The organism is Nocardioides pinisoli, assembly GCF_024199985.1.
Classification (GTDB): domain Bacteria; phylum Actinomycetota; class Actinomycetes; order Propionibacteriales; family Nocardioidaceae; genus Nocardioides; species Nocardioides pinisoli.
The window spans coordinates 47,042-63,503 of the sequence record NZ_JANARS010000007.1 but is presented as its reverse complement, the minus strand read 5'-3'; the positions used below and the strand labels follow the sequence as shown (position 1 = coordinate 63,503).

Below are 16,462 nucleotides of genomic sequence, written 5' to 3'. Positions count from 1 at the left end.
ACCCGGGAGGAGCGTATGTATGTGGCAGAGGTTCGGACAAGTTCCCGACAAATCCCGACCACGTGCGCGGGACAGGCGTGATGGGTGATGATGGAGCCGTTGGGCGTGTACGAGGGGAGCCGACGTTGATCGTGGAAGCGCGGTACGCCAGTGGGGCTGGTGTGCTCGTCGGCAGTGGCGCGCACTGGGTGCTGCTGACCGACCCCGGCGACGAGCGGGTCGTCCAGGAGATCTGGGACGCCGTCACGCTGACCGCGCCGTCCGGGGCGAGCGTCGCCGAGCGGGTGCTGGCGATCGCCGAGAAGGCGTTCGAGGGCGACCCGCCCGGTCTCGCGCTCGTCGACTTCACGTCCGGCGCGTCGACGACGCTGTCCCGCGGAGCCGGTCACGTACGCCTCGCCGGTCCCGCACGGGTGCTGAGCCTGGACGCGGGCGCCGACCCCGACAGCCTGGTGGCCACCCGGCGCCTGGTGGGCGGGGTGGTCGCCGCCGACCGGGTCGAGCTCACGCCGGTCACAGCCCGCACCGCGCCGGCGCACCGCCTCCAGGAGACCCCGCCGCCGGCGCCGACGACCGCTCTCATCGACGGGATCCCCGACGCCATCCTGGCCGCCAAGGGTCCCGACGGACCTCCTCCGCGCACCCGCCTGCGGAGGCCGGTCGAGGACACGGGAGCCCTGGTCGACACCTCCGAGCCCGACCCGCTGATGATGCAGCGCATCGAGGAGGGGGCGCACACCACGATCCGCCCCCCGGCGTCACCGACCCCCGCACCGGCGCCCGACGACCACGACGGCGCCACGTCGCTGCGACCGGCGCACCTCAGCCACAGCACTGCTCCGACGGTGCTGGCCGTCAGTTGTCCGCTGGGCCACCTCACTCCGCCCATCTCGCCGCAGTGCCGGGTCTGCCACCAGCGCGTTGCCCCGCAGGAGCCGCGGCGGCTGGACCGGCCGGCCCTGGGTGGGCTGCGACTGCCCACCGGTGAGGTCGTCCCGCTCGACCGGGGCGTGATCCTGGGCCGCAAGCCCGCGCCGGCCGAGGGCAGCACCGACTGGCCGCACCTGGTCCACCTGCCGTCCGACCACTCCTTCGTGTCGCGCCGGCACCTCCACATCGAGCTCGACGGCTGGGACGTCATCGCCCGTGACCTCGACAGTCGCGGCGGCACCACGATCGCTCCCCCGGGTCGCGACCCGGAGCGCATGAGGCCCGGTGACGCCTACGTGCTCGAGCCGGGCACGGTGCTCGACATGGCGCACGTCTACAGCGTCCGCTACGAGGCGGGGGCGGTCACCCGGTGAGCGCACCTGTCATCCCGGGGTTCGCGTTCGTCGAGCACCTGGGCAGCGGCGGCTTCGCCGACGTCTTCCTCTACGAGCAGCAGTGGCCGCGCCAGCGCGTCGCGGTCAAGGTCGTGCGTCCCGACGTCCCGCTGACCGACCGCGAGAAGTACCTCTTCACCGCCGAGGCCAACGCGATGGCGCGCCTGGCCGACCACCCCTACATCGTCTCGGTGATCACGGCGGGTGTCACGGCCGAGGGCGGCCGACCGTTCCTCGTGATGCGCTACTGCCCGCCGCCGGACCTCGGCGTGCGCGTGCGCGCCAACCCGATGGCCCCGGTCGACGCGGTCTCCACCGGCATCAAGCTGGCGAGCGCCATCGAGACCGCCCACCGCTCCGGCATCCTCCACCGCGACATCAAGCCCAGCAACGTCCTCGTCACGACCTACCACGAGCCGGCGCTGACCGACTTCGGCATCGCCGGCCACATGGCCGACGTCGACGGCGACAACGACGTCCGCATCTCCTACCCCTGGTCGCCGCCGGAGCTGCTCGACGGCCGGTCCAACGGGTCGGTGGCCTCCGACGTCTACTCCCTCGGCGCCACCATCTGGCACCTGCTCGTCGGTCGGTCCCCGTTCTCGATCCCGTCGGGCGACAACTCGACGCGAGCCCTGAGCGCGCGCATCCTGCACGCCGCTCCCCCGGCCACCCAGCGTCCTGACGTGCCGCCCGCGCTCGACCGGCTCCTGCAGCAGTGCCTGGCCAAGCGCCCCGAGCACCGGCCGGCCAGTGCGCTCGAGCTCGCCCGGGCGCTCCAGCGCATCGAGTCGGCGGCCGGCTGGCCGCGCACGGCGGTCGCCGTGGAGGGCGACCGGCCCGACGCCTCCGTCAGTGCCGGCGAGGCACCGGGTTCGGCGGGCTCGCCCATCTCCTTCGGACCCTCCGGCGCGGCGGGGCCGGCCGAGGACGCGACGGCGATGAAGCCCGTCACGGTGATCTCGGCGAGCGGGCCACGACGCATCGCCGCCCAGGACCCGTCACCCGCCGGGCCGGACGGCGACGAGGAGCGTGCCGGGCTGCCCGGCCTGGTCTGGGCAGGGATCGGCGTCGCGGTCCTGGCGCTGCTGGTCGGCTTCCTCGTCCTCGGCGCCGACGGCCGCGGCGAGGACCCCGGGGTCGTCGTCCCGACCGAGTCGCAGACGCCCGCCGACGTCGTCCCCGACGTCCTCGTCGAGGCGGTGACGCTCACGGGCAGCCGTACGCCTCGCGGGGTGCTGTTCGAGTGGCGTCCGCCCGTGCCGGTGCAGGACGGCGACTCCTTCAGCTGGCACCGCGACGACACCGACGAGTACGGCAGCACGTCCCGCAGGCGGCTGCTCGTGCGCACCGACGACCCGGTGTGCCTCGACGTGCGGATGACCCGCGGGTCGGACAACTCGCCCAGCGCCAGCCAGTGCGTGTCCTGACCCGCGGGTCCCGACGTCAGGGCGTCAGTCGTCCTCCCAGTCGCGGCGGGGGCCGGTCGCGGCGTCCTGCTCCTCGCGCGACATCCGGGCCGAGGCCCACAGCGACAGCACCGCGGTGATCGCGAGCGTGGCGAGGATGACCACGAGCGAGAGCCAGATCGGGATCTCCAGCCAGGCATAGTCGAGGTGCTCGCCACCGTTGATGAACGGCAGCTCGTTCTCGTGCAGGGCGTGGAAGAACAGCTTGACGCCGATGAACGCCAGCAGGAACGCGAGGCCGTAGGAGAGGTAGATCAGGCGCTGGAGCAGGCCGCCGATGAGGAAGTAGAGCTGGCGCAGGCCCATCAGCGCGAAGATGTTGGCGGTCAGCACCAGGTAGGGCTCCTTGGTGATGCCGAAGATCGCCGGGATCGAGTCGAGCGCGAACAGCAGGTCGGTCGTGCCGAGGGTCAGGATCACGATGAACATCGGCGTGATCATCTTCTTGGCGCCCTCACCGGTGATGACCAGGCTCTTGCCGTGCCACTCCGAGGTGGCCGGGAAACGGCGCTCGACGAACGCGACGAGCTTGTTCTCCTCGAACTCGTCGTCCTCGTCCTCGCTGCCCTCCTTGGCCAGCTTGACCGCGGTGTAGACCAGGAACAGGCCGAAGAGGTAGAAGATCCAGCTGAAGTTGCTGATCGCCGCGGCACCGACGGCGATGAAGATGGCGCGCATGACCAGCGCCATGACGATGCCGATCATCAGGGCGTACTGCTGGAGCTCCCGGGGCACGGCGAACTTCGCCATGATGATGATGAAGATGAAGAGGTTGTCGATGGAGAGCGAGTACTCCACCAGCCAGCCGGAGTAGAACTCCAGGGCGGACGTCCCGCCGGAGGTGTACCAGACGCCGAGGCCGAAGAGGAGGGCCAGACCGACGTAGATCGAGAGGTAGGTCGCGCACTCCTTCATGCTCGGCTCGTGCGGCCGGCGGCCGACGACGGCGAGGTCGAAGGTGAAGATCGCGAGGGTCACCACGCCGGTGGCGATCCAGACCCAGGTGGGTACGTCCACGCTGTCAGCTCCTAGGGGATGAGGCGAGATCGGTGTCCGCGCAGCGCACGGACGCCGGAGGTCTCTTCCGCTCGCTCGTCCGGGGAACCCTGGCGGCGAACCAGTGGCACCGGGCGCCGCTCGCGCGGACGCCGTACTGACGACACCACTGCCGGGGAATACTCCCCTCCAACCGCGTCAGTGTGTCACGCGGTCCGTGGCGGGCGCGAAATCGCCGTCAGCGTCCGCCGAATGGGACGCCGAGCGCGGCCAGCCGGGACTGCCCGCCGTCGACCGCGGTCAGCACCCACGCGCCCTCCGGCGTCACCGTGAAGGTGTGCTCGAAGTGCGCGGCGAAGGACCCGTCCACCGTTGCGACGGTCCACTCGTCCTCGAGCAGGTCGGTGTGCTTGGTGCCCAGCGTGACCATCGGCTCCACGGCGAGCGCGAGACCCTCCACGATCGACGGGCCGCGGCCGCGTCGACCGACGTTGGGCACGTTGGGCGGCATGTGCATCTCCGTGCCGATCCCGTGCCCGGTGTAGTCCTCGAGGATGCCGTAGCGGCCCTGCGAGCGGACGTAGGTCTCGACGGCGTGGCTGATGTCGCCCACGCGGCCGCCGAGTCGCGCCGCGCCCATGCCGCGCCACAGGGACTCCTCGGTGACCCGCAGCAGCTCGGTCACCTCGTCGGCCACCTCGCCGACGGGCACGGTGATCGCCGCGTCGCCGTGCCAGCCCTCGACGATGGCGCCGCAGTCGATCGAGATGACGTCGCCCTCAGCCAGCGTGCGCGGGCCGGGGATGCCGTGCACCACCTCGTCGTTGACCGACGCGCAGATCGTCGCCGGGAAGGGTGGGTGGCTGTAGCCCTTGAACGACGGCACGCCGCCGTGGTCGCGGATGTTGGCCTCGGCCAGCTCGTCGAGCTCGAGGGTGGTCACCCCGGGACGCACGGCCGCCCGGAGCAGCTCCAGCGTCTCCCCCACGAGCCGCCCCGCGACGCGCATCAGGTCGATCTGTTCAGGGGTCTTGATCTCGATCCCTCGGTCACGGAACCCCATGGCCCTGCGCCGGCCGTCAGCTCTGGGGGACGACGTCGAGGGCGTCGAAGATGCGGGCCGTCACCTCGTCGACCTCGCCCACCCCGTCGACCTCGACCAGGATCCCGCGCTCGCGGTAGACCCCGATCAGCGGCTCGGTCTGCTCGGCGTAGACCTCCTGACGGCGCCGGATGACGTCCTCGGTGTCGTCGGCACGGCCGTCGGTCTGCGCCCGCTGGAGCAGACGCTGGACGAGCTCCTCGGGGTCGACCGTCAGCACGACCACCGCGTCGAGCTGGTGACCGGTGAACGCGATCATGCCGTCGAGCTCGGTGACCTGGGCCAGGGTGCGGGGGTAGCCGTCGAGCAGGAAGCCGGGCTCCGCGTCGGGCTCGTCGATGCGGTTGCGCACCATCAGGTTGGTGACCTCGTCGGGGACGTACTCCCCCGCGTCCATGTAGCGCTTGGCCTCGACGCCGAGCGGCGTGCCCTGCGAGACGTTGGCGCGGAAGATGTCACCGGTGGAGATCGCCGGGATGCCGAAGTGCTCGGCCACGAAGCGGGCCTGGGTGCCCTTGCCCGCACCCGGCGGGCCCATCAGGATCAGTCTCATCTACTTCAGGAATCCTTCGTAGTTGCGCTGCTGGAGCTGGCTCTCGATCTGCTTCACGGTGTCGAGCGCCACGCCGACCATGATGAGGATCGACGTGCCGCCGAACGGGAAGTTCTGGTTGGCCTGGATCATCGCGAAGGCGACGAGCGGGACCAACGAGATCAGGCCGAGGTAGAGGGCTCCAGGGAACGTGATGCGGGACAGGACGTAGGACAGGTAGTCCTCGGTCGGCTTGCCCGCCCGGATCCCGGGGATGAAGCCGCCGTACTTCTTCATGTTGTCCGCCACCTCGACGGGGTTGAAGGTGATCGAGACGTAGAAGTACGTGAAGAAGATGATCAGCAGGAAGTACGTCGCCATGTAGAGCGGGTGGTCGCCGTTGACGAAGTAGGTCCCGATGAAGTCGAGCACGGGGTTCTGGCTCTCGGGGTTGAACTGCACCGCCATCGCCGGCAGGTAGAGCAGCGACGAGGCGAAGATGACCGGGATGATGCCGGCCTGGTTGACCTTGAGCGGGATGTAGGTCGAGTTGCCGCCGAACATCTTGCGCCCGACCATCCGGCGCGCGTACTGCACGGGGATGCGGCGCTGGGCCTGCTCGATGAAGATGACGCCCGCGACCAGGATGAGGCCGATCACCATCACGATGCCGAAGGTGACCCAGCCCTGCGAGGTCTGCACGCTCCACAGCGACGCCGGGAAGGTGGCGACGACCTGGGTGAAGATGAGGATGGACATGCCGTTGCCGATGCCCCGGTCGGTGATGAGCTCACCGAGCCACATGATGACCGCGGTGCCCGCCGTCATGGTGACGACCATGACGAGGAAGGTCGCGGTGCCGTCGTCGTGCAGCAGGTCGCGCGTGCAGCCCTGCAGCAGGGCGCCGTTGCGCGCGAGTGCCACGATGCCGGTCGCCTGCAGCACGGCGAGGCCGAGCGTCAGGTAGCGCGTGTACTGGGTGATCTTCGTCTGGCCGGCCTGCCCCTCCTTCTTCAGCGCCTCGAGCCGTGGGATCACCACGACGAGCAGCTGCAGGATGATGGAGGCCGTGATGTAGGGCATGATCCCCAGCGCGAAGATGGTGAGCTGGAGCAGCGCACCACCCGAGAAGAGGTTGATCAGGCTGTAGAGGCCGCCCTCTTCCAGCTGGTCGATGCACGCCTGGACGTTGGCGACGTGCACACCCGGGGTGGGCACCTGGGAGCCGAGCCGGAAGATCGCGATGATCAGCAGGACGAAGAGCAGCTTGCGCCGCAGGTCCGGAGTCCGGAAAGCGTTGGCGAACGCGCCTAGCACTGGTTCCTCTTTCGTATGGGTGCCCGGCCGTGGTCGGCGGGCGGACGAGACACCCTCGCCGTCGTACGGCAGAGGGCCCGGGGAAGCCTAACAGTCGGGGTTCGACCAGCTTCTCCCCCGACGACCAGGGGGAGAACGACGAAGGCCCGGCCGACAGTTCCCACTGTGCGGCCAGGCCTTCACCGGATGTGCGAGATCGCGGCCTCAGGCCACGGTCGCGGTGCCGCCGGCAGCCTCGATCTTCTCCTTGGCGGAGGTCGAGAACGCGTCGGCGCTGACCTGGACGGCGACCGAGATGTCGCCCTGGCCCAGGACCTTGACGGGCTGGTTCTTGCGAACCGCGCCCTTGGCGACGAGGTCGTCGACGGTCACGGTGCCGCCCTCGGGGAACAGCTCCCCGAGACGGTCGAGGTTCACGACCTGGAACTCCACGCGGAAGGGGTTCTTGAAGCCCTTCAGCTTGGGCAGGCGCATGTGGATCGGCATCTGGCCACCCTCGAAGGCAGCCGGGACCTGGTAGCGCGCCTTGGTGCCCTTGGTACCGCGGCCGGCGGTCTTGCCCTTGGAGCCCTCACCGCGACCCACGCGGGTCTTGGCGGTCTTGGCACCCGGAGCGGGACGCAAGTGGTGCAGCTTGAGCGTCATGTCACTCCACCTCCTCGAACGTCACCAGGTGACGGACAGTGTTGATCATGCCCCGGATCTCCGGGCGGTCTTCCTTCACGACGACGTCGCCGATCCGCTTGAGACCGAGCGAACGCAGCGTCTCGCGCTGGTTGGCCTTGAGACCCACCAGTCCGCGCTTCTGCTGGACCTTGAGCTGTGCCATCAGGACTGCACCCCCGCGGTCTCGGCCTGGCCCTCGGCACGCGCCTTGAGGAGCGCGGCCGGGGTGACGTCCTCGACCCGCATGCCGCGGCGAGCAGCCACGGCCTCGGGCTCCTCCAGCATCCGCAGCGCCTCGACGGTCGCGTGGACGATGTTGATCTGGTTGGACGAGCCGAGCGACTTGCTCAGCACGTCGTGGATGCCGGCGCACTCGAGGACCGCACGCACCGGGCCGCCGGCGATGACGCCGGTACCGGGAGCGGCGGGACGCAGCAGGACGACGCCCGCGGCCTTCTCGCCCTGGACCGGGTGCGGGATGGTGCCCTGGATGCGGGGGACCTTGAAGAAGTGCTTCTTGGCCTCCTCGACACCCTTGGCGATCGCCGCGGGGACTTCCTTCGCCTTGCCGTAGCCGACGCCGACCAGGCCTTCACCGTCGCCGACGATCACGAGGGCGGTGAAGCTGAAGCGACGACCACCCTTCACGACCTTGGCAACTCGGTTGATCGCCACGACTCGCTCGATGTAGACAGACTTCTCGGCCTGGCCACGACCGTTGTCGCGTCCGCGACGGTCGCCCGAGCCACCGCTGCGCTGTCCGCGCTGGGCTCCGCTCATGAGATGTGCTCCATATCTAAGATCTCTCTCTGCTCGCGTGAGGCGATCAGAAGGACAATCCGCCCTCACGGGCGGCATCGGCGAGGGCCGCGATGCGGCCGTGGTACTTGTTGCCGGCCCGGTCGAAGACGACGTCCTCGATACCGGCAGCCTTGGCACGCGACGCCACGAGCTCGCCGACCTTCTTTGCCTTGGCGGTCTTGTCGCCCTCGGTGCCACGGACGTCGGCCTCCATGGTGGAGGCGTAGGCCAGGGTGGCGCCCTGCAGGTCGTCGACGACCTGCACCGAGAGGTGCTTGGCCGACTTGGTGACCACCAGGCGCGGACGCTCGGCGGTGCCGTTGATCCGCTTGCGGCCACGCGCCTGACGGCGCAGGCGCGCACGGACGCGGTTGGCGGTGTGCTTGTTGTTGCTCAGCGAGATCGCCATGTCACTTACCGGCCTTTCCGACCTTGCGACGGATGTGCTCGCCGGCGTAGCGCACGCCCTTGCCCTTGTAGGGCTCAGGCTTGCGGAGCTTGCGGATCTTGGCCGCGACCTCGCCGACGAGCTGCTTGTCGATGCCGACGACGCCGAGCTTGGTCGGGCCCTCGGTGGTGAAGGTGATGCCCTCGGGGGCGTCGAAGATGATCGGGTGCGAGTAGCCGAGCTGGAACTCGAGCTGGGTCGGACCCTTGGGCAGGACGCGGTAGCCCACGCCCACGATCTCGAGCTTCTTCTCGTAGCCCTCGGTGACACCCACCACCATGTTGTTGATGAGCGTGCGGGTCAGGCCGTGCAACGAGCGGCTGTTGCGCTCGTCGTCGGGGCGCTGGACCTCGAGGACGCCGTCCTCGCCCTTGGCGACCGTGATCGGCGCGGCGATGGTGTGCGACAAGGTGCCCTTGGGGCCCTTGACGGTCACCAGCGACTCATCGATCGCGACGTCGACACCGGACGGGACCGCGATGGGGAGCTTGCCAATGCGCGACATGCTTCTCTCTCTTCCTGGTCTCAGATGGTCCGGGTCACCAGACGTAGGCGAGGACTTCGCCGCCCACGCCCTTCTGGTTCGCCTGGCGGTCGGTGAGCAGGCCCTGCGACGTCGAGATGATCGCGACGCCGAGGCCACCGAGGACCTTGGGCAGGTTGGTGCTCTTGGCGTAGACACGCAGGCCGGGCTTGCTGATGCGGCGGACGCCCGCGATGGAGCGCTCCCGGTTGCGGCCGTACTTGAGGGTCACGGTCAGCGTCTTGCCGACCGAGGGCTCGCCCTCGGCGGTGACGTTGTCGGCGACGTCGTAGGAGGTGATGTAACCCTCCTGCTTGAGGATCTCCGCGAGGCCGGCCTTCATCTTGCTGTAGGGCATCGACACCACGTCGTGGTACGCCTGGTTGGCGTTGCGCAGACGCGTGAGCATGTCTGCGATCGGGTCAGTCATCGTCATGATGTGGTTCTTTCTCGTCGTGGTTTCCCGCAGCTCGCGGCCGAGGGACCTGCAACGTGTGTGAGGTGATTACCAGGAGGACTTGGTGACGCCGGGGAGCTCGCCGCGGTGGGCCATCTCCCGCAGGCAGATCCGGCACAGGCCGAACTTGCGGTAGACGGCCTTGGGGCGACCGCAACGCTGGCAGCGGGTGTAGCCGCGGACAGCGAACTTCGGCTTGCGGGCGGCCTTGACCTTGAGAGCAGTCTTCGCCATGTCAGTTCTCCTTGAACGGGAAGCCGAGCTGCTTGAGCAGCGCGCGGCCCTCGTCGTCGTTGGTGGCCGTGGTCACGACCGTGATGTCCATGCCGCGCGACCGGTCGATCTTGTCCTGGTTGATCTCGTGGAACATGACCTGCTCGGTGAGACCGAAGGTGTAGTTGCCGCGCCCGTCGAACTGCTTCGGCGAGAGGCCGCGGAAGTCACGGATGCGGGGCAGCGCCAGGGACAGCAGGCGGTCCAGGAACTCCCACATGCGGTCGCCGCGCAGCGTGACGTGCGCGCCGATCGGCATGCCCTCGCGCAGCTTGAACTGCGCGATGGACTTGCGGGCCTTGGTCACGGCCGGCTTCTGGCCGGTGATCGCGGTGAGGTCGCGGATCGCGCCCTCGATCAGCTTGGAGTCGCGCGCCGCCTCGCCGACGCCCATGTTGACCACGATCTTGGTCAGGCCGGGCACCTGCATGATGTTGGCGATGTCGAACTCGGAGCGCAGGGCGGGGACGATCTCCTCGCGGTAGCGCGCCTTGAGACGGGGAATCTCAGTGGTCTGGGTCTCGGCCATCTCAGATCTCCTTGCCGGACTTGCGGGACACGCGGACCGACCGGCTGGCGGCGTAGGTCGAGCCGTCGGGACGGCGCTTGGTGACCTCGTCGCGGCGGAAGCCGACGCGCGTGACACCGTCACCCTCGACCAGCATCACGTTGGAGACGTGGATGGGGGCCTCGCGGGTGATGATGCCGCCGGTGGTGTTGGTCTGCTGGACGGACTTGGTGTGGCGCTTGACGAGGTTGACACCCTCGACGATCACGCGGTCCTCCTCGCGGAGGACCGAGATGACCTTGCCCTGGGCACCCTTGTCCTTGCCGGCGATCACCTTGACGGTGTCGCCCTTCTTGATGTTCATGTTCTTACCCATCTCTCACAGCACCTCCGGGGCGAGCGAGATGATCTTCATGAAGCGCTTCTCGCGCAGCTCGCGGCCGACGGGGCCGAAGATGCGCGTGCCACGGGGCTCACCGTCGTTCTTGAGGATGACGGCGGCGTTCTCGTCGAAGCGGATGTAGGAACCGTCGGCGCGGCGACGCTCCTTGACGGTGCGCACGACCACGGCCTTGACGACGTCGCCCTTCTTGACGTTGCCACCGGGGATCGCGTCCTTGACGGTGGCGACGATGACGTCACCGATGCCGGCGTAGCGACGCCCAGAGCCACCGAGAACACGGATGCAGAGGATCTCCTTCGCACCGGTGTTGTCGGCGACCTTGAGTCGCGACTCCTGCTGGATCATTGATTTCTCCTGGTTGTCGAGCTGGTTCTCGCCCTCTCAGCGGGGAGCGAGCCTGGCCGAACTGATATGTGGAAACTTGTGCTCGAGGCCGGTGGGCCTCAGGTCACTTGGCCTTCTCCAGCACCTCGACGAGGCGCCAGCGCTTGGTGGCCGACAGCGGACGGGTCTCCATGATGAGGACCCGGTCGCCGATGCCGCACTGGTTGGTCTCGTCGTGGGCCTTGAGCCGCGACGTCTTGCGCAGGACCTTGCCGTAGAGGGCGTGCTTCACGCGGTCCTCGACGGCGACGACGATGGTCTTGTCCATCTTGTCGCTCACGACGAGGCCCTCGCGGACCTTGCGCTGGTTGCGCTCGTCGGTCGACTGGGTCGCAGTGTTCTCGCTCATGCCTTCGCCTCTTCGTTGGTGCCCGGGGTGGTGCGGATGCCGAGCTCGCGCTCGCGGACCACGGTGTAGATGCGGGCGATGTCCTTCTTGACCACGCGCAGGCGGCCGTTGCTCTCGAGCTGGCCGGTCGCGGCCTGGAACCGCAGGTTGAACAGCTCCTCCTTGGCCTCGCGCAGCTTGGCCTCGAGGGCAGGTGCGTCGAGCTCGTCGAGCTCGTGGGCGTTCAGCTTGGTAGCCATCAGAATTCACCGGCCTCACGGGAGATGAACCGGCACTTCATCGGGAGCTTGTGCATCGCGCGGCGCATGGCCTCACGAGCAGTCACCTCGTCGACACCGGAGAGTTCGAACATGACGCGGCCGGGCTTGACGTTGGCCACCCACCACTCGGGCGAGCCCTTGCCGGAACCCATGCGGGTCTCGGCCGGCTTCTTGGTCAGGGGACGGTCCGGGTAGATGTTGATCCAGACCTTTCCGCCACGCTTGATGTGACGGGTCATGGCGATACGGGCCGACTCGATCTGTCGGTTGGTCACGTAGTGACCCTCGACCGCCTGGATGCCGAAGTCACCGAAGGCCAGCGTGGTGCCGCCCTTGGCGACGCCACGACGCTTGGGGTGGTGCTGCTTGCGGTGCTTGACGCGACGGGGCATCAACATGAGGTCAGGCCTCCTGTCCGGTGCTCGGTGCAGCCTCGGCCGCCGGAGCCTCGGTGGACTCGGCGCGAGGAGCGCGGTCGCCGCGCGAGCCACGGCTCGGACGGTCACCGCCACGGGTGTTGGGACGACCGCCGCGACCGGGGGCACCGGCGCGGGCGGCCTGCTGGGCCTGGCGCTCGGCACGGGTGCCGGCGACCTCGCCCTTGTAGATCCAGACCTTCACACCGATGCGGCCGAAGGTCGTGCGGGCCTCGTAGAAGCCGTAGTCGATGTCGGCACGCAGGGTGTGCAGGGGCACGCGGCCCTCGCGGTAGAACTCGGTGCGCGACATCTCGGCGCCGTTGAGACGACCCGAGCACTGGATCCGGATGCCCTTGGCACCGGAGCGCATCGAGGTCTGCATCGCCTTGCGCATCGCGCGGCGGAACTGCACACGGCCCGAGAGCTGCTCGGCGACGCCCTGGGCGACCAGCTGCGCGTCGACCTCGGGGTTCTTGACCTCGAGGATGTTGAGCTGCACCTGCTTGCCGGTGAGCTTCTCGAGCTCGCCGCGGATGCGGTCCGCCTCGGCGCCACGGCGGCCGATGACGATGCCCGGACGGGCGGTGTGGATGTCCACCCGCACGCGGTCCCGGGTGCGCTCGATCTCGACCTTGGAGATGCCGGCCCGCTCCATGCCCTTGGAGAGCAGCTTGCGGATGGCGACGTCCTCACCGACGTACGACTTGTAGAGCTTGTCGGCGTACCAACGGCTCTTGTGGTCGGTGGAGATGCCCAGGCGGAAGCCGTTCGGGTTGATCTTCTGGCCCATCAGGCACCCCTTCCGTTCTTGTTGGCGCGGCCGTTCTTCGTGGCCAGCACGTCGGCCGGCTGCACCGCGAGGGTGATGTGGCTGGTGCGCTTGTTGATGCGGGTCGCACGACCCTGCGCACGCGGACGCCAACGCTTCATCGTCGGGCCCTCGTCGACCATGGCGACGGAGAGCACGAGGTCGGCCCGGTTGAGGCCCTCGGTGGTCTCCGCGTTGGCGATCGCGCTCTCCAGCACCTTGTAGACGGTCTCGGAGGCGGCCTGCGGCGCGAACTGCAGCAGGGTCAGGGCCTCGTCGACCTGGAGGCCGCGGACCATGTCGACGACACGGCGAGCCTTCATCGGGGTGATCCGCACGTAGCGTGCGCTGGCGAACGCGCCCGGCTGGTCGCCGAGCAGCGACTCGCGGCGCGCACTGGTGCGGCTGCGCTCGGTGGTGCTCATCGACGGCGTCCCTTCCGGTCTTCCTTGACGTGCCCGCGGTAGGTGCGGGTGGGGGCGAACTCCCCGAGCTTGTGGCCGACCATGGAGTCGGTCACGAAGACGGGGACGTGCTTGCGACCGTCGTGCACGGCGATGGTGTGGCCGATCATGTCGGGCACGATCATCGACCGGCGCGACCAGGTCTTGATGACGTTGTGGCTGCCCTTCTCGTTCTCGGCGTCCACCTTCTTCTGAAGGTGGTCGTCGACGAAGGGGCCCTTCTTGAGGCTGCGAGGCATGTCGGTTACTTCCTACCCTTGCCGGACTTGCGACGACGGATGATCTGGGAGTCGCTGGCCTTGCGCTTGCGCGTGCGGCCCTCGGGCTTGCCCCAGGGGGAGACGGGGTGGCGACCACCGGACGTCTTGCCCTCACCACCACCGTGCGGGTGGTCCACCGGGTTCATGACGACGCCGCGGACGGTCGGGCGGACGCCCTTCCACCGCATGCGGCCGGCCTTGCCCCAGTTGATGTTGGACTGCTCGGCGTTGCCGACCTCGCCGATCGTGGCGCGGCAGCGCACGTCGACGAAGCGCATCTCGCCCGAGGGCATGCGCAGCGTGGCGCGGCTGCCCTCACGGGCGACCAGCTGGGCGGAGTTGCCGGCCGAGCGGGCGATCTTCGCGCCGCCGCCCGGACGCAGCTCCACGCAGTGGATGGTCGTGCCGACCGGGATGTTGCGCAGCGGCAGGTTGTTGCCGGGCTTGATGTCGGCGTTGGGGCCGGACTCCACCGGGGTGCCCTGGGTCAGACCCTTGGGCGCCACGATGTAGCGCTTCTCGCCGTCGGCGTAGTGCAGCAGCGCGATGCGCGCGGTGCGGTTGGGGTCGTACTCGATGTGAGCGACCTTGGCCGGGACGCCGTCCTTGTCGTAGCGACGGAAGTCGATGACGCGGTAGGCGCGCTTGTGACCGCCACCCTTGTGCCGGGTGGTGATGCGGCCCTGGTTGTTGCGGCCGCCGTTCTTGGGCAGCGGGCGCGTCAGCGACTTCTCGGGCGTCGACCGGGTGATCTCGACGAAGTCGGCCACCGACGAGCCACGACGGCCCGGGGTGGTCGGCTTGTACTTGCGGATAGCCATATCAGTTCCTGCTCTACCTATCTCTGGGGGGCCCGGTCAGGAGACCGGACCTCCGAAGATGTCGATGCGGTGACCCTCGGCGAGGCTGACGATCGCGCGCTTGGTGTTGGGGCGCTTGCCCATGCCGTAGCGGGTACGACGCGTCTTGCCCTGGCGGTTGATCGTGTTGACCGAGGTGACCTTGACGTCGAAGACCTTCTCGACCGCGATCTTGATCTCGGTCTTGTTGGCGTCCGGGTGGACGATGAAGGTGTACTTGTTGGCGTCGAGCAGGCCGTAGCTCTTCTCCGACACGACCGGGGCGATCAGGACGTCGCGGTGGTCCTTGTGCAGGGTGCTCACTTGTCGGTCTCCTTCTCGTCGGCGCGGGTCAGGCCGGCAGCCTCGGCGTCCTCGGCGGACTTGAACCAGAAGTCGCCACCCGCCACGTCGTAGGCGGCGTCGCCCTCGACGAGGTAGGTGCCGGACTGGAGGCCCTGGACCTCGTAGCCCTTCGGGTTCTTGCCGCTCTTGAGCGGGGCCTTCGCACCGGCCGGCAGGGCCGGCTCGTCGGTGGCCTGCTCGGTCGCGGTCGTCTCGGACTGCGCCGGCGCAGCGGAGGCGCCACCCGTGCTGGTGCCGTTGACGAAGGCGTCGTAGGCGCCCTTGGTGAAGACCACGTCGTCAGCGGCCAGCACGTCGTAGGTGTTGAGCTGGTCGACGGCGACGATGTGGACCTCGGGCGCGTTGCGCAGCGAGAGCCAGGTGAGGGCGTCGGAGCGCTCGAGCACCACGAGGTAGCCCACGCGGTCGGTCAGCGAGGTCAGCGCGGCGAGCGCGGCCTTGGTGGAGGGCTTGTCGCCCGACACCAGGCCGTCGACCACGTGGACGCGGTCGTTGCGGGCCCGGTCGGAGAGGGCACCGCGCAGGGCGGCGGCCTTCATCTTCTTGGGGGTGCGCTGGTCGTAGCTGCGCGGCTGCGGGCCGTGGACGGTGCCACCGCCGGCGAACTGCGGAGCGCGGGTCGAGCCCTGACGGGCGCGGCCGGTGCCCTTCTGCTTGTAGGGCTTGCGGCCACCACCGCGGACCTCGCCGCGGGTCTTGGTGGCGTGCGTGCCCTGGCGCGCAGCGGCCTGCTGGGCCACGACGACCTGGTGGATCAGGGGAATGTTGACCTCGACGTCGAAGATCTCGGCGGGGAGGTCGACCTTGACGGTCTTGACAGCCATGCTCAGGCCTCCTGCGTCTTCTTGGCGGCCGAGCGAAGGACGACGAGACCGTTCTTGGGGCCGGGAACGGCGCCCTTGACCAGGATCAGGCCCTTGTCGGCGTCGACGGCGTGCACCGTCAGGTTCTGGGTGGTGACCGTGTCGTTGCCCATGCGGCCCGACATGCGGGTGCCCTTGAACACGCGACCCGGGGTGGCGCAGGCGCCGATGGAGCCGGGCTTGCGGTGGTTGCGGTGGGCACCGTGCGAGGCGGACACGCCGGAGAAGCCGTGACGCTTCATCGTGCCGGCGAAGCCCTTGCCCTTGCTGGTGCCCGTGACGTCGATCTCCTCGCCGGCGGCGAAGGTCTCCACGGTCAGCTCCTGGCCCACGGTGTAGCTGGCGGCGTCGGCCGTGCGGATCTCCGCGACGTGGCGACGCGGCGTGACACCGGCCTTGGTGAAGTGACCGGCCTCGGGTGAGTTGACCTTGCGGGCCTCGATCTCGCCGAAGCCGACCTGGATGGCGTTGTAGCCGTCCACCTCGGGCTGGCGGACCTGGGTCACGACGTTGGTCGCGGCCGCGATCACGGTGACGGGGACGACCTTGTTGTTCTCGTCCCAGAGCTGGGTCATGCCGAGCTTGGTGCCCAGCAGCCCCTTCACGTTGCGTTCGAAAGTCTTAGCCATG

General features: G+C 68.9%; 26 protein-coding genes. 2 read left to right on the top strand and 24 right to left on the bottom strand.

What is annotated here, in order from left to right; translation table 11 throughout:
- Positions 1-161: 161 nt before the first annotated feature.
- Together NCI01_RS22810 and NCI01_RS16320 are read left to right on the top strand one after the other, a co-directional pair.
- Positions 162-1,304, top strand: coding sequence for an FHA domain-containing protein (locus tag NCI01_RS22810; protein WP_254182551.1), 1,143 nt, complete (start codon positions 162-164; stop codon positions 1,302-1,304).
- Positions 1,301-2,755, top strand: a complete 1,455-nt coding sequence (locus tag NCI01_RS16320) for a serine/threonine-protein kinase (protein WP_254182550.1) — start codon at positions 1,301-1,303, stop codon at positions 2,753-2,755. The genes NCI01_RS22810 and NCI01_RS16320 overlap by 4 nt, the downstream gene beginning before the upstream one ends.
- Positions 2,756-2,779: 24 nt before the next feature.
- On the opposite strand, the gene NCI01_RS16315 is transcribed toward NCI01_RS16320, so the two are convergent.
- The 24 genes from NCI01_RS16315 to rplC form a co-directional block, all read right to left on the bottom strand.
- A complete protein-coding gene (locus NCI01_RS16315) occupies positions 2,780-3,811 on the bottom strand; it encodes a TerC family protein (RefSeq protein WP_254182549.1) in 1,032 nt (343 codons plus the stop codon).
- Positions 3,812-4,028: 217 nt separating this feature from the next.
- On the bottom strand, positions 4,029-4,853 hold the full coding sequence (gene map, locus NCI01_RS16310; protein ID WP_254182548.1) for a type I methionyl aminopeptidase: 825 nt from the start codon (positions 4,851-4,853) through the stop codon (positions 4,029-4,031).
- A gap of 16 nt (positions 4,854-4,869) precedes the next feature.
- Positions 4,870-5,445, bottom strand: a complete 576-nt coding sequence (locus NCI01_RS16305) for an adenylate kinase (RefSeq protein ID WP_254182547.1) — start codon at positions 5,443-5,445, stop codon at positions 4,870-4,872.
- The gene (gene secY / locus NCI01_RS16300) at positions 5,446-6,741 is read right to left on the bottom strand and encodes a preprotein translocase subunit SecY (RefSeq protein ID WP_254182546.1); all 1,296 of its coding nucleotides are present in this window, start codon (positions 6,739-6,741) and stop codon (positions 5,446-5,448) included. It lies immediately after the preceding gene.
- A 204-nt stretch (positions 6,742-6,945) separates the two neighbouring features.
- A complete protein-coding gene (rplO, locus tag NCI01_RS16295) occupies positions 6,946-7,386 on the bottom strand; it encodes a 50S ribosomal protein L15 (protein ID WP_254182545.1) in 441 nt (146 codons plus the stop codon).
- Between the two features lies 1 nt (position 7,387).
- Entirely contained in the window at positions 7,388-7,570 is a 183-nt protein-coding gene (gene rpmD, locus NCI01_RS16290) for a 50S ribosomal protein L30 (RefSeq protein WP_056599717.1), read from the bottom strand.
- Positions 7,570-8,187 (bottom strand): 30S ribosomal protein S5, encoded by a 618-nt coding sequence (rpsE, locus tag NCI01_RS16285; protein ID WP_172262161.1) that lies wholly within the window; start codon positions 8,185-8,187, stop codon positions 7,570-7,572. Before rpsE ends, rpmD begins: the two co-directional genes overlap by 1 nt.
- A 46-nt stretch (positions 8,188-8,233) precedes the next feature.
- Positions 8,234-8,617 (bottom strand): 50S ribosomal protein L18, encoded by a 384-nt coding sequence (gene rplR / locus NCI01_RS16280; RefSeq protein WP_056599708.1) that lies wholly within the window; start codon positions 8,615-8,617, stop codon positions 8,234-8,236.
- Between the two features lies 1 nt (position 8,618).
- Complete coding sequence (rplF, locus tag NCI01_RS16275; RefSeq protein ID WP_254182544.1) at positions 8,619-9,161, bottom strand: 50S ribosomal protein L6; 543 nt, start codon at positions 9,159-9,161, stop codon at positions 8,619-8,621.
- Between the two features lie 34 nt (positions 9,162-9,195).
- Positions 9,196-9,615 carry a 30S ribosomal protein S8 gene (rpsH, locus tag NCI01_RS16270; protein ID WP_172262165.1) on the bottom strand — a complete coding sequence of 140 codons (420 nt, stop codon included), beginning with the start codon at positions 9,613-9,615 and terminating at the stop codon, positions 9,196-9,198.
- Between the two features lie 69 nt (positions 9,616-9,684).
- Positions 9,685-9,870 carry a type Z 30S ribosomal protein S14 gene (locus tag NCI01_RS16265; RefSeq protein WP_011757321.1) on the bottom strand — a complete coding sequence of 62 codons (186 nt, stop codon included), beginning with the start codon at positions 9,868-9,870 and terminating at the stop codon, positions 9,685-9,687.
- Position 9,871: 1 nt separating this feature from the next.
- Positions 9,872-10,438: a 50S ribosomal protein L5 gene (gene rplE, locus NCI01_RS16260; protein WP_191278207.1), complete on the bottom strand. Its 567-nt coding sequence runs from the start codon at positions 10,436-10,438 to the stop codon at positions 9,872-9,874.
- 1 nt (position 10,439) lies between these two features.
- A complete protein-coding gene (gene rplX / locus NCI01_RS16255) occupies positions 10,440-10,793 on the bottom strand; it encodes a 50S ribosomal protein L24 (protein ID WP_254182543.1) in 354 nt (117 codons plus the stop codon).
- 3 nt (positions 10,794-10,796) lie between these two features.
- Positions 10,797-11,165, bottom strand: coding sequence for a 50S ribosomal protein L14 (gene rplN, locus NCI01_RS16250; RefSeq protein ID WP_056599693.1), 369 nt, complete (start codon positions 11,163-11,165; stop codon positions 10,797-10,799).
- Between the two features lie 103 nt (positions 11,166-11,268).
- Complete coding sequence (rpsQ, locus tag NCI01_RS16245; protein WP_191194628.1) at positions 11,269-11,553, bottom strand: 30S ribosomal protein S17; 285 nt, start codon at positions 11,551-11,553, stop codon at positions 11,269-11,271.
- Positions 11,550-11,792 carry a 50S ribosomal protein L29 gene (gene rpmC, locus NCI01_RS16240; RefSeq protein WP_204811325.1) on the bottom strand — a complete coding sequence of 81 codons (243 nt, stop codon included), beginning with the start codon at positions 11,790-11,792 and terminating at the stop codon, positions 11,550-11,552. Before rpmC ends, rpsQ begins: the two co-directional genes overlap by 4 nt.
- Positions 11,792-12,211: a 50S ribosomal protein L16 gene (gene rplP / locus NCI01_RS16235; RefSeq protein ID WP_207084057.1), complete on the bottom strand. Its 420-nt coding sequence runs from the start codon at positions 12,209-12,211 to the stop codon at positions 11,792-11,794. The genes rpmC and rplP overlap by 1 nt, the downstream gene beginning before the upstream one ends.
- A 4-nt stretch (positions 12,212-12,215) precedes the next feature.
- Complete coding sequence (rpsC, locus tag NCI01_RS16230) at positions 12,216-13,022, bottom strand: 30S ribosomal protein S3 (protein WP_254182542.1); 807 nt, start codon at positions 13,020-13,022, stop codon at positions 12,216-12,218.
- Positions 13,022-13,465, bottom strand: coding sequence for a 50S ribosomal protein L22 (gene rplV / locus NCI01_RS16225; RefSeq protein WP_254182541.1), 444 nt, complete (start codon positions 13,463-13,465; stop codon positions 13,022-13,024). The genes rpsC and rplV overlap by 1 nt, the downstream gene beginning before the upstream one ends.
- On the bottom strand, positions 13,462-13,743 hold the full coding sequence (rpsS, locus tag NCI01_RS16220; RefSeq protein WP_090969263.1) for a 30S ribosomal protein S19: 282 nt from the start codon (positions 13,741-13,743) through the stop codon (positions 13,462-13,464). The genes rplV and rpsS overlap by 4 nt, the downstream gene beginning before the upstream one ends.
- A 5-nt stretch (positions 13,744-13,748) precedes the next feature.
- Positions 13,749-14,585 (bottom strand): 50S ribosomal protein L2, encoded by an 837-nt coding sequence (gene rplB, locus NCI01_RS16215; protein WP_254182540.1) that lies wholly within the window; start codon positions 14,583-14,585, stop codon positions 13,749-13,751.
- 36 nt (positions 14,586-14,621) lie between these two features.
- Entirely contained in the window at positions 14,622-14,927 is a 306-nt protein-coding gene (gene rplW / locus NCI01_RS16210; RefSeq protein WP_056599661.1) for a 50S ribosomal protein L23, read from the bottom strand.
- Positions 14,924-15,793: a 50S ribosomal protein L4, sunset domain variant gene (rplD, locus tag NCI01_RS16205; RefSeq protein ID WP_254182539.1), complete on the bottom strand. Its 870-nt coding sequence runs from the start codon at positions 15,791-15,793 to the stop codon at positions 14,924-14,926. The genes rplW and rplD overlap by 4 nt, the downstream gene beginning before the upstream one ends.
- Before the next feature lie 2 nt (positions 15,794-15,795).
- Positions 15,796-16,461: a 50S ribosomal protein L3 gene (gene rplC, locus NCI01_RS16200; protein WP_254182538.1), complete on the bottom strand. Its 666-nt coding sequence runs from the start codon at positions 16,459-16,461 to the stop codon at positions 15,796-15,798.
- Between the last annotated feature and the right edge of the window lies 1 nt (position 16,462).